The sequence below is a fragment of the Fulvivirga sp. genome (assembly GCF_040218215.1).
GTDB lineage: Bacteria > Bacteroidota > Bacteroidia > Cytophagales > Cyclobacteriaceae > Fulvivirga.
Genome location: NZ_JAVJQL010000028.1, coordinates 107,601 through 120,426, shown reverse-complemented (window position 1 = coordinate 120,426; position 12,826 = coordinate 107,601). Strand labels below are relative to the sequence as shown.

Genomic DNA, 12,826 nt, shown 5'->3' with positions numbered 1-12,826 from the left:
TTTATTTATGCTCCCTCGTTTTCCAGAATTAATGCATCACGATAGCTATCGCTTAACTTTTTTATGCCCTCGTTCCACAATTCAAATTGATTTTTTTCTAAAAGCAGATAATCAACATAAAGCTGCTTATTCAAAATGATTTTGTCCCCTTGCTGGATATACTGTATGTCAAAACCAAATACCTCGTTTTTATAGCTAACATTTTCAGGAAGATGTTTTACCACATAGTTTTCCGGAATCTGGAGTACTGAAGTATTTTTATGGATGTAATTAAATTCGTTTTCAATGGGCTGCTTTCTTTCATCATCAATGATCTTATCAGTCAATGATTTAACTAAATTCATATTGAAATAGATTTTACTGCCAATCTTACGGTAATAGTCTTCCACTCTAAATTTATAGTTTACCTCTATAGGTTGCTCTAAATCATCCAGATTGGCTATCTGATAATCATCCAGAAAGAACTTGTTGTTACCTCGGCCCATGAATTGTGTCATAAAATCATCAAGGCCTTTTTTGCTGCTCTTGATCATGTTATAGCTATTAAAAACTTTAGGAAAGCCGGAGATCGTCATCTTGCCTAAACCAACAATGCTACCGTCTTTTAAAGAATAGAATGAACTATCGTTTTTTACATTGAGCGACTTGTCAATTACCGGCACAGTCTGAATCTCATAGCTATTTTCATCCAAAGCTATAAGTGCTTCTTTTCCCTGTATCATAGAAGAGGGTAACTTGTAGGAAGAGTACTGGGAGGTGGCATCCAGATAGTAATATTTCCCATCATTTATATAGGTAGCAATCATGTGATTATCTACCATAGGCGATGGGTATTCAGAGTATTTGTAAGGAATGTCTCTGGTGCCTATCCATGTAAAATGAGCATCAATACCAGCTGTATTAAGCATATTAACTGTAATGCTTGCCATGTCTTTACAATCGCCATATCTCTTATCACAAACATATTCTGCATTGTGAGGTATAAGACCTCTCATGCCATCTTCAAAGGCAATATATTTCACATTGTTCTGCACCCAATGAAATATTTTCTTCACCTTTTCAAGCTCCTCATCATTTGGGTCTATTATCTCATTGAGCACTTTTTTGATGTTCTCATAATTGCCTGACTTAAGGCCTTTGATAAATGTTGAATACCAGCTAAAAAGATCATCGGCAGAAGATAGCACCTGATGTGTTGATCCATTGGCTTCAAACTTTTGAACAATAGCTGCGATATGTGGAGCGGTAAATCTGATGGGTGGTGCATCATCCTCAATTTTGAGCTTATCCGCATTATTGCACTCAAATGTGTATTTGATTCTGTTACTAAGATCTTCTGTTTTCTTTTGCACCAGGTTATCTTCATTATTTATGATATCCAATCTAATATCTACACCCTTGTCAACCGTAACAGTGAATTTGGAATGGACAATAGGCAGGTAGTTTTGAAATAAAAATGAGCCAATGAATTTAGGGTCCTTAATCTTTTGCTCATATTCTAATATCGTATGTGCTCCGGGCTGAACTGCAGGAAATATAAAGTTTATACTTTTGCCATCATCATAAAATACCGAAGAGCTTTTATCAAAGGACTCTTTGAATTCAGTAACCTCAATAACCTTAAACTTTCGCTTTTCAGGAATTAATGTGCGGGCCGATATTTTTTCGTTTTTATAAAAGCTTGAAGAGTAGATTCCATCTTTTGCATAGACATTAGATTTATTGCCAAGGTGCAGGGTTTCTTTCAGGTGTTTTGAACTTACTACTAAGGAGTCTCCGCTAATTTTGATATCAATGTCTTCATAGTATTTAAGAAAGATGGCCTGATCTTCAGGATACTTTGCTGTGAACGTGGCTAATTCATCTGGATCAACCTTCTGCGCTTTAGTTAAAACGATTGAAATTGAGCACAGTAATATCGTTAGTATTAATTTATTCTTCAGAAATGTCATAATGAGGTAACAGATGTTAATTAAAGCCTACTTCACAAATTCAGTCCCGGGTCTGTTTTATAGTTTATTAAGATACCTATACAGAAAGTACGACCTTAAACTAATTAGTGCAACGAAAGGAACCAAAGAATAGTGCAATTGCTGCGGAAGAAAAGACCCGAATACAACATTTAAAATACTTAAAGTCAACGTGAATAAAAAGTAACCTTTTAGCCACGCTGGTTTTTCTTTTTTAAGCAGCAAAAATCCGGCCACCAGATTTGTAGGTAGTGCCCAAATAAGATTAAAGTTATGGGATGCAGCCTGATGGTCAGTAGCAAACCATAGTAAAAACAGGAGTAACCCTATAGCTCCGGTAACTACAAAAAGCACTACATCAAAACCAATGAAAAGGCGCTGTTTTTTTATTCCTAAATAGGTGATCAATATGCCTATGACCAGTAAAACACTAAAAACAACAAGCGGGGTAAATATTTGAGAAGGCACCTCTTCAGGTCGTGATTCGTAAGTTTTTTTAGTGAATTTGACCAAGGGTTCTGTAGTGCTATCATTTTTTATGGTAGCATGATTGAAGCCACTTTCAATATAATCAGGCAAAAACATGTACATAAAGGGAGTGGCCGTTTTATCCATAGGCAGCCCCAGACAAATGTCAATACCCAAATCGCCCCAAGGTTGCTGAGCAAGGTAAATATCTGTTAAATCACGGATGGTGTAGTTGGTTTCTATATAAGATCCGTCAAAAGTAATGTCATCACCAAAAGTGGTAATAAGTGCATCTCTAACCCGAGTAGCACAGTTATCATAGAAATAGTCGTACAAATAATACTGGTTTTCAGGTTTCATATTCCACTGCAGAAAGTCGAATAACTTTTGTTTCTGTTCAATATTTAGATTCAGCACCTGCTCATGGATATAGCGATTGTAATAGATATAGTAATCCCTAAACCTTGTATAGTCCATAACAGCCAGTTTGTAATTGAGATTACCCCTGGCAAAATTTAAATAGAAGTTTGGCTGATCAAAATCAAAAACACCATAGTTATAGAGCAGGTCAAGTCCGTTGACCGGATCATAAACCCTAATAGCACTATGGCCGAAAGCCGAGTATAACTCACCCTGAAACGGGCCGCAAGTAAGGATATTGATTTCGGCCTTCTCAGAAAGCTGAATGTTCTGAGCAGATAAATCAGCCATAAAACTGCTGGCTATGAGCATTAAAATTGAAACCAGTAAAGCTCTCATATTTCTGTGATGATTTTACAAATCTTAATGTTCCGCATTATGACTGATTCTACCTAATAAAAAAGCGAAAATCAGACCTTAATGCAGGTCTGATTTTCGCAAAATAACCATCTAATGTCTCTATTAATTAAACAGAAGCGTTAGTTTAATCTACATACCTATCTCTTCTTTATTATCCTCTTTTTTCTTTTTAGGGGCAATGTATTCAACACCTTTTTCCCTTAGCAAATTATTGAATGCAGGAATGTCATTATTTAAAATTCCATTCACAGATTCACGGTGTTTGTTCCATTCTTGCTGTAGTTGGTCAAAAAGTTCTTTTTCGCCATTTGTAAGCGGAGGAATACTTCCATCCAATGTTTGCATCAACTGAAAGAGTTGCACATCAAGCTTGTTTCTAAAATTGATAACGTCCTGAAAGGTTTCTTGCTTTGGAGATATTAATTCACCTTCAACTTCGTCTACTTTATCATTGATGCCATCTCCCATTTTCTTAATGTCTTCATCGTTGGCTTCTCTTTCTATCATTTGATCTACTTGCTGGCGCACCTGTTGTAGTTTTTTCAGCGATTCGTATAAATCATCAATGTTCTCATATAAATGACCAAGCATATCCTGCTGGGCGTTGATGTCAGCTATGCTCACTTTATCCCTTGGGTCTGGTTTTACAGTAAACTTTTGCTCCTGGGTGAAATCACCATAAGTTAGCTTTACAGAGTATTCACCAGGGCCAACCTGATAGCCTTGCATGCCAGTATTAGCAAATGACATAACATAGACACCCTCCGCAGGCACTATATTGGATAATCTTAAGTCCCACTTGGCAACATTCATTCCTTCTTTCTTTTGTATCTTGTCCCATGCCATTTCAGTATCAGTGCTTAGGGTTCTTAATACCGTGCCTTCAGCATCCATAATATCCAGTTTCAAAGGAATAGTATCTTTTTCCGTCACGTTCTTTAAGTAGAAATTAAGACTCGCGCCAGGAAATGGGTTTTTACCAGCACCTGTAATAGGCACATCTAAGTAAAATGCCCCAGTTTTAATCACATCATTTGGCTTATATAAAAATACCTCAGCATTTTTCATTTCCTCATCTACCTGGTGAAGTGGAGTCAGGTTATCTAAAACCCAAAAGGCACGGCCACTGGTTGCTGCAAGCAAGTCATTTCCATGAACCTTTAAATCAAGCACTGATACTGTTGGAAGATTTAATTTTAACGGACTCCATTGATTTCCCCCATCAAAACTTATGTAAATGCCTGATTCTGTGCCTGCATAAAGAAGATTCTTTCTGCTCGGGTCTTCACGTACTACCCTCGCAAATGCTTTTTCCGAAATACCTGAAGTCTTCAATGACCATGTGTCTCCGTAATTTGTACTCTTGTAGATATATGGAGTGAAATCATTGAATTTATATTTCATCACAGTAACATAAACCGTGGCAGGATCATGTGGTGAGACATCTATTGAGTTAATTATTCCCTCACCAGCTGGAGTAATCTGCTTCCAGTTTTTGCCGCCATCTTTGGTGATGTGTAAAAAACCATCATCAGCTCCTGCATAAATGACATTGGCATCATGTGGTGACTCTGCAATTGACATCAAAGTGTGATAAGTTTCACCTCCTGCGGCTTCATTTGTAATAGGGCCGCCCATTAAGCCGAGTTTGGTTGTATCGTTTCTTGTCAGATCTGGAGAAATGTCTTCCCATTTTAGTCCTCTGTTAGATGATTTGTGAAGCACATTGCTGCCATAATAAATAACATTTGGGTTGTGCTCTGACACCATTACGGGAGGGTTCCAGTTATATCGGTATTTCATCTCGTCAGATGGCTCACCTAAGTCAAAAACAGGATATGGTTTAATGCCTTTGGCCTTGCCGGTTTCCAAATTATATTCATCGATGAATCCTGTAATATTTGATGAATAGATGTAAGTAGGGTCATCTGGATTGAAGGCAACATGGGCGGCTTCACCACCACCAACACCGGCTATCCAGTCTTGCCAATCAATTGAAAAACCATCAGTTCTGCTCGGTGTCGCTACGGTTGTATTGTCCTGCTGCCCACCATACACCCAATAAGGGAACCTGTTGTCAGCATTAACCCTGTAAAACTGGGCCGTAGGTTGATTTGTTTGGGTAGACCAGCTTTTACCTCCGTTGAAGCTAACATTTGCACCACCATCGTTAGAGTTGATCATGTTTTCAGGATTTTCAGGATTGATCCATAAATCATGATTGTCACCATGAGGAACGCCAACAGGGGTAAAGGATTTGCCTCCGTCAATTGACTTCATAAAGGGTGCATTGAGCACGTAAACAACATTTTCATTTTTAGGATCAGCAAATACATGCATGTAGTACCATGAGCGGGTTCTTAATATCCTTTCTTTATTCATGAGCGTCCATTTTTCCCCGCCATCATCTGAGCGGTAAAACCCACCTTCTTCAGACTCAATAACTGCAAATACCCGATTTGAATTAGCCCTGCTGACCGAAACACCAATTTTGCCCATTAAGGCTTTTGGCAATCCTTCCGAAAGTTTTTTCCAGGTTTCACCACCATCAGTGGTCTTGTAAATTCCACTACCTTCGCCACCACTCCTTACAAACCAGGGTTTTCTTTGATGGTCCCAATAGGCAGCGTATAAAATTCTGGGGTTGTTCATGTCCATTGAAAGATTGTTCGCTCCACTGCTGTTATCCACAAAGTGAACTTTCTTCCAGTTTTTGCCGCCATCTACGGTTTTATAGATTCCTCTTTCTGAGGTAGGCGCGTAAGGGCTACCTTGGGCAGCAACATAAGCTATATCTGGATTATTTGGGTGAATCCTTATTTCAGAAATTTGAGACGTTCCGTCAAGGCCGATATGAGTCCAGGTTTTACCTGCATCGGTAGACTTGTAAACACCGTCACCATGAGAAGTCATCACACCTCGGATGCATGCTTCCCCTGTACCTACATAAATAACATTAGGGTCAGATTCGGCCACAGAAATGGCTCCAATGGAAGTAGTGTTGAAGAAACCATCAGAAATATTCCTCCAGTTGATCCCGGCATCATCAGTTTTCCAAACACCACCACCTACAGATCCAAGATAATAAGTCATAGGATCACCGACTACGCCAGATGAGGTTGTTGACCTGCCACCTCGAAAGGGTCCAATATTTCGCCATGTCATAGCACTGTATAATTTCTCATCATAGGTTACTCCTGGATCGGATTTAGAGTTCTTTTTTTGTGCAAAAGTGGGGATGCACAAAAGCATAGATAAAAGAATGATTAGGTTCTGATTGGTTTTCATTTGCAGTTTGATTGTTTTGGTTGATAATAGAATTTATAAGATAGGTATTTCAATTTACTTATCATATCCAAGTTATTTGAATGGCATGTGTCTTATATTTAGCATGTGAAAGCGAAATATGCAGATGGCTTTAATTTTATGAAGAAGGTAGCCAGACCTTCCAGGTCATGGAATGCTTTTCTTTTGGTTTTTAGCTATTTGCTATCAAGAATATCTCGTAGGCCAATTCACTGGGGGCAGCCCATCAGCTTATCATTTGAGCCTACAACTTCATGTAATTTGAGATGTCCGGAATGCCCGAGCGGCTTAAGATCTTTTACGCGCCCAACAGGGATGCTTGAAGGGAGCTTGTTTAAGAAGGTGATTGAAGCTCAAAAATCTACCTTGTCATATTTGCTTTTTTATTTTCAAGGAGAGCCTTATCTGCATCCTGAATTTTTACAGCTTGTAAAAGAGGCCTCTGAGCGAAAGATTTATACGGCCACTTCAACGAATGCTCACTACCTGTCTGATGAGGTTGCAAAAAGCACTATTGAATCAGGCCTTGATCGGTTAATTATTTCTATTGATGGTACATCGCAAGAGACTTATGAAGCTTACAGGGTAGGAGGTAAGTTGCAAAAGGTCATTGATGGCACTAAGAATATTATTAAATGGAAAAAGCAGTTGAAATCCTCAACACCACATATAATTTTTCAATTTTTGGTGGTTAAGCCAAACGAGCATCAGATTGACGAGGTTTATCAGCTAGCCGATGAGCTGGGAGTTGATGAAGTGTTGCTAAAAACAGCCCAGATCTATGATCACAAGAATGGATCACCATTAATTCCGGATAGTGATAAGTATTCCAGATATAAAAAACAGGCGGATGGTACATATAGCATCAAAAGTAAGTTGCTAAACCATTGCTGGAAGATGTGGCATTCAAGCGTAATCACCTGGGATGGGAAGGTTGTGCCATGTTGTTTTGATAAGGATGCGCACCATGTTTTGGGTGAAGTAGACGGAAACTCGTTTAAAGAAATATGGAAAAGTGAGTCCTATCGACAATTCAGGAAATCGCTTTTAAAATCACGATCAGAAATAGAAATGTGCAAGAACTGCACAGAAGGCACCACAGTTTGGGCTTAATTTTTAGAATTAACCTTCTTGAATTGATGAACTGGAGAATCGCAACCGCAGCCCTTGGAGCAGCCTGACTCGCCCTTGTAGCTATTGTAGATTGATTTGCCTACATAAGCAACGGCTGCTAAAAATATCACTCCTATTAGTAGTTCTTCCATTATGATTAGGTAACGACAAAGATAACGGATAGGTTCTTTTGGATATTAATGTTTGTGCCATTCTTTTTTGATGACATCCAGCATTTCAGAATGAACTGCATTGGCTGCAATTATTTCCCTGCCAAAAATATAATTGATACCTCCTGAGAAATCACTTACTGTACCTCCAGCTTCTTTGACAATCAAAGCTCCGGCAGCGACATCATAGGAGTTGAGGTTATATTCAAAAAATCCCTCGAACCTGCCGCAGGCTACATAAGCAAGATCTACAGCTGCGCTTCCCATTCTTCTTAATCCATGGGTGCATTGCATCAAAGAAGTTAAGATGGACAGGTAAGCGTCCATTCCTTCAAAGTTGGCGTATGGGAAGCCTGTCGCCAGCAGACTATCTTTTAATTGGCTGTTGTTCGAAACAGAGATTGGTTCATCGTTACAAAAAGCACCTAAGCCTTCAACTGCATGAAAAAATTCATCCCTATTGATTTCATAAACCACGCCCAATACTATTTTATCATCTTGCATTAGAGCCACACTAATAGAGTATATTGGAAGTCCGTGAGTGAAATTTGTTGTGCCATCTAAAGGATCGATAATCCAATTATATTCATCACTTCTTTCAATGCTGGTGCCTTCTTCAGTAATAAATCCTGCAGAGGACAAAATTTTGCTGCAGCCTTCAACCAACATTTGTTCAGCTTGTTTGTCTACATAACTAACCAAATCATTAAAGCCTTTGTGTTCTATTTTGTCAGTAGAAAAAGACATGGCCTCATCTCTAATAAACTGACCTGTGTTCAGTATGACTGGTCTAAGTTGATCTAATATTTGAGGCAGTAGGTTCATTTGGTGATTTTCTTTTTTACCAAGGAATATATTGTTAGCAACACGGCTATCCAGGTGGAAGTTCTCCCCAGCCATTCTCCTTTTTGAAGGTAATCTGTATTTTCAATATGAAGACCTGAATAATTATCAATCATTAACTGCCTTGAAATATTATCCCCTTCAATACTCCAAATTAGTGAAAGCCAAAGTGGGGCGGTTATCAAAATGGCTGCGTATATCAGGCTGAGTACTCTGAGCTTTACTTTGTAAGGTGAGGTTGCTTCATAAAATACAAAAACCAGGACTAGATTAGATGCAAGTGCCCACAAAGTATATCCAAGAAATCCAGTTATTGTAGAAATGTTAAGAATGGATAACTTTTCAAGGCTTCCAAATACGAAATAGTTACCTAATTCAGGATTTATAAGTAGTGCAATGTACTCAAAAGCCAGCCAATAAATGATTAACGTCATTACACCCAGATTACTGTTCAGGTTCTTTTTAACTAGCCAATAAAGGCTTGTGGTTATAGCTATACCTATAGGATAGATAAACAATAAATAGTCGAATGAATTTTCTGTAATTAGAAAACCTGCCATCTGACCAATAACCAATGAAAGCGTTAGCGACAACGCATATTTTATTGGGTTGCCATTATTGGCAATAGAATCTTTTAAAACTATGAAGACAGGGACGAGCGCAAATAATAGAACTAATGAAAGGCTATCCGTTAACAGACCAATTATGATTAAGGCCGAGGATAGTGCAAGGTGAGGTATTGGGCTTTTAAGATTTTTTTCCATCAAGTATGATAACAATTTCCCCTTTAACCTGTCCTTTGTTAAAATGTTCTTTGATTTCAGCCAATGTGCCATTAACTGTTTCCTCATAGATTTTAGTAAGCTCTCGGGATACAGAGCCTAACCTGTCTTCACCAAGAACTTCTATTAACTGGTCTAAGGTCTTAACCAATCGGTGTGGTGATTCATAAAGAATAATCGTTCGGTCTTCTTGAGCCAATAATTCAAGCTTTGTCTTACGTCCTTTTTTATGTGGAAGGAACCCTTCAAATACAAAACGATCTGATGGTAATCCTGATTTTACTAAAGCCGGAACAAAGGCTGTAGCCCCAGGAAGGCACTCTATTTTTACATTTTCTTTAAGGCAAGCCCTCACAAGCAAAAAGCCAGGGTCTGATATTGAAGGTGTACCAGCATCCGAGATTAGAGCCATCACTTCCCCATTTCGAAAACGCTGTATTAATTTTTCTACAGTCTTGTGTTCATTAAATATATGATAGCTCTGCAGTGGCTTGGATATTTCGTAATGCTTAAGCAGTTTACCCGATGTTCTGGTATCCTCGGCAAGTATAACGTCAACGGATTTTAAAATATTAAGTGCCCTTAAGGTAATGTCCTCCAGGTTGCCAATAGGGGTGGGAACAAGATATAACTGTGTGTTGTCTTCCAATTCAATTGAAATTTTTTGCTATATCGTCAATAACAGCGGCCAGTTTATGATCTTTGTCGGTTACTATGTCTCCGGCATCATGGGTATTCAGTTGAAAACTCACAGTGTTGTAGACATTTGACCAATTTGGATGATGGTTCATTTTTTCTGCTACAATTGCCACACTGCTCATAAAACCGAAAGCTGTTATGAAGTCTTTGAACTTGAATGACTTAACAAGTGTGTTATTTTCTTCTTTCCACATGATATTAAACTTTATAAGGCAATGACACCTTCTATCTTGCTGGCTTTGATATAGTAATCAACTATTGTATCGCTGCTTTGTGCCATTACCCTGGCGGTTACACTTATATAATTTCCTTTGCTCGAAGCTTTTTCCTTTACCTCATGTTGGTGAAATATAACTTTCACTTCATCCTCTTTTCCCTTAGGTACAATAAACTTAAAGGAGTAAAGAGAAGGCCATTGGTATTCTTTATCCAACTTTTCTTTAAAAGAGTTGATTGAATCTTCGTGCATATTTCCTTAAAATAAGAAAAGCGGGATAAAAATCCCGCTTTTAGTAACAATGATTAAGCTTTTAATTAATAGAACTTGTAGCGCTCGTCTTTAATATCAGCATTTTCTTTTATAGCCTCAGCAATGTTAAAGCCTACCCGACCAGCCACTCTTTGCTGAATCTGATCTTTATAAGTAGCATAGTCAGCTATTTCTGGTGCAACAGTTAAGTTTTCCATTGTAATAATCAACACTCCGTTTTGTCCGGCAAAAGGAGCAGAAGTTTCTCCTGATTTCAAAGAGAAGGCTTTTCCAACTGCCTCTGGGTCAAAACCAACACTTGGCAATGAAGTAGTGCTTAATAATAGGTTGCTTGATGAATAAACGTTAGCGTCCTCACCATAGGCTGCTGCTTTTTCATCCAAACTTCCAGATAGTGCGTTAAGCTTAGCAATGATCTGCTCACCCTTCTTCTGATCTTTAACTTTTATAGAAACTTCTCCTTTTACATTTTCAAGAGACTTGTATCCTTCTTCAATCTCTCCCGTCATTACAGCAACAGCATAGGCACCATCAAGTTCAAATACTTGAGAAATGGAGCCTTTTGAAGCATCAGTGAATAACCACTGAACAATCTGACGTGCTTCACCTAAATTAGACACCCTTCTGTCATTAGGCTTTAAAGCACTAACTCTGCCTATTTGTACAGTATCTGCGGCAGCCTGTGCTTCAAAGCTAGCTACGTCTTCAACACTATTAGCAAATAAATCTGCTTTAGTGTAAGCAGCATTTATAGTTTCATCACTTGGCAATACTTCTCTTAATATAGTTGCTACTTTGTAGGCTGTGTTGGTTTTTAGTTCATCAACTCTGATTATATGGTACCCAAACTGAGTTTTAACAACGTCATTTAAAAGACCTGTTGAAGTAGCTTCAAATACTGGCTTTTCAAATTCAGCAACCATTCTGCCTTTAGCAAACCAACCAAGGTCACCACCTTTTGTTGAAGTTCCGTCAGTACCGTGCTCACGGGCCATTGCTTCGAAACTAGCACCATCTTTTATTTGCTTTAGAATGTCTCTGGCATTATCTCTGGCTGCATCATCATCTCCTTTGATAAGGATATGACTGGCTTTAGCATAGCCAACTGTATCTTCATAGATGTCAGTTACTTTATATAGTTTGTAACCTTCAGTTTCAAGGTATGGTCCACGAACGTCACCTTTTGTAAGGTTAGTAATGTTAGCTTTGAGCTGAGCTGGCAGTATGCCCGGATGATACTGTCCGAAGAAAGCATCGCTATCTGTATTTAAACCAGCAAATACCGAATCATCCTGTACAGTTTTGAATTCTTCTTTAAGCGTCTGCATTTCTTCTTTAACAAATGCACTATCTGCTGCTGATGGTATGATATCGAAGCTCACATAGCTTAGTGATCTTGTATTATCTACTTTGTACTGTTCTTTGTGCTCGTTATAGTAAGTATTTAGTTCGCTATCGCTAACTGTGATAGAAGAGTCGCTAATAGCATAGAAAGGAACATAAAGGTATTTGACCTCAGCCACGTCATTTTGAGCACTATACTCTTTCATAGCCTCTGCTTTGGTCACATAATTTGTGTTTAATAGCAAGTTCTCATACTTCAATCTTCTTCTTCCCGGGCCCAAGTCTTTTTTGAAAAGCTCCCAACGAACCTGTGCATTAGGGTCAAGGTTTGGAAGTTGCTGTAGGTAAGAAAGAAATTGCTCTCTGTCATACTGACCTGTTTCTGGATTTGTAAATGCCTGCTGAAGCGAAGGATTAATATTTTTTCCTTGAAGCATATCCCAAACTTCTTCATCAGTTACAGTTACGCCAACTTCGTCATACTGCTTTTCAAAAGCATACTGAGTAATTAACAGATCCCATGCCTGCTGACGCAAAGTGGGTCTCTCTCTTTCAGTAGCTTGTCTGTTAAAATTGAGGATGTAGTTATTCTCCCTTTCCTGAACAGTGTTTTGAAATTCTTTAAGGGAAACATCATGTCCGGCTATTTCACCAACATCATTTCCACCACCCATAAGAGATGAGTTAGGACCTAAAAGATCCGCCAACACAAAAGACATAATTGCTATCGCTACTGCAGCAACTATGAATTTTCCCATCTTATTCCTCAATGTATTTATTAATGCCATCTTGCTTGTTTTATTACTTTCTTAAGTCTAAAAGAGGCGCAAATTTAATGAGTATATCACTAAAATCAAACTC

General features: G+C 38.4%; 11 protein-coding genes. 1 reads left to right on the top strand and 10 read right to left on the bottom strand.

Going from position 1 to position 12,826, the window contains the following annotated elements; all coding sequences use genetic code 11:
• Positions 1-5 precede the first annotated feature (5 nt).
• The 3 genes from RIB54_RS18910 to RIB54_RS18900 form a co-directional block, all read right to left on the bottom strand.
• On the bottom strand, positions 6-1,952 hold the full coding sequence (locus RIB54_RS18910; RefSeq protein WP_350102349.1) for a DUF3858 domain-containing protein: 1,947 nt from the start codon (positions 1,950-1,952) through the stop codon (positions 6-8).
• A 57-nt stretch (positions 1,953-2,009) separates the two neighbouring features.
• Entirely contained in the window at positions 2,010-3,197 is a 1,188-nt protein-coding gene (locus RIB54_RS18905; RefSeq protein WP_350102348.1) for a lipoprotein N-acyltransferase Lnb domain-containing protein, read from the bottom strand.
• Between the two features lie 150 nt (positions 3,198-3,347).
• On the bottom strand, positions 3,348-6,506 hold the full coding sequence (locus tag RIB54_RS18900) for a WD40/YVTN/BNR-like repeat-containing protein (RefSeq protein ID WP_350102347.1): 3,159 nt from the start codon (positions 6,504-6,506) through the stop codon (positions 3,348-3,350).
• Between the two features lie 138 nt (positions 6,507-6,644).
• Here RIB54_RS18900 and RIB54_RS18895 point away from each other — a divergent pair, with 138 nt between their 5' ends.
• A complete protein-coding gene (locus RIB54_RS18895; RefSeq protein ID WP_350102346.1) occupies positions 6,645-7,637 on the top strand; it encodes an SPASM domain-containing protein in 993 nt (330 codons plus the stop codon).
• Here RIB54_RS18895 and RIB54_RS18890 read toward each other — a convergent pair.
• The 7 genes from RIB54_RS18890 to RIB54_RS18860 all read right to left on the bottom strand — a co-directional run bounded on the left by RIB54_RS18890 (position 7,634) and on the right by RIB54_RS18860 (position 12,753).
• Positions 7,634-7,789: a FeoB-associated Cys-rich membrane protein gene (locus RIB54_RS18890; RefSeq protein ID WP_350070735.1), complete on the bottom strand. Its 156-nt coding sequence runs from the start codon at positions 7,787-7,789 to the stop codon at positions 7,634-7,636. The genes RIB54_RS18895 and RIB54_RS18890 overlap by 4 nt on opposite strands.
• A gap of 45 nt (positions 7,790-7,834) precedes the next feature.
• Positions 7,835-8,632 carry an inositol monophosphatase family protein gene (locus RIB54_RS18885; protein ID WP_350103004.1) on the bottom strand — a complete coding sequence of 266 codons (798 nt, stop codon included), beginning with the start codon at positions 8,630-8,632 and terminating at the stop codon, positions 7,835-7,837.
• Entirely contained in the window at positions 8,629-9,414 is a 786-nt protein-coding gene (locus RIB54_RS18880) for a hypothetical protein (RefSeq protein WP_350102345.1), read from the bottom strand. The genes RIB54_RS18885 and RIB54_RS18880 overlap by 4 nt, the downstream gene beginning before the upstream one ends.
• Positions 9,398-10,081, bottom strand: coding sequence for a 16S rRNA (cytidine(1402)-2'-O)-methyltransferase (rsmI, locus tag RIB54_RS18875; RefSeq protein ID WP_350070744.1), 684 nt, complete (start codon positions 10,079-10,081; stop codon positions 9,398-9,400). The genes RIB54_RS18880 and rsmI overlap by 17 nt, the downstream gene beginning before the upstream one ends.
• 1 nt (position 10,082) lies before the next feature.
• The gene (locus tag RIB54_RS18870; protein ID WP_350102344.1) at positions 10,083-10,325 is read right to left on the bottom strand and encodes a 4a-hydroxytetrahydrobiopterin dehydratase; all 243 of its coding nucleotides are present in this window, start codon (positions 10,323-10,325) and stop codon (positions 10,083-10,085) included.
• 11 nt (positions 10,326-10,336) lie between these two features.
• A complete protein-coding gene (locus RIB54_RS18865; RefSeq protein WP_350070750.1) occupies positions 10,337-10,600 on the bottom strand; it encodes a DUF493 family protein in 264 nt (87 codons plus the stop codon).
• A 65-nt stretch (positions 10,601-10,665) separates the two neighbouring features.
• Positions 10,666-12,753, bottom strand: a complete 2,088-nt coding sequence (locus RIB54_RS18860; protein ID WP_350070753.1) for a SurA N-terminal domain-containing protein — start codon at positions 12,751-12,753, stop codon at positions 10,666-10,668.
• Positions 12,754-12,826: the final 73 nt, after the last annotated feature.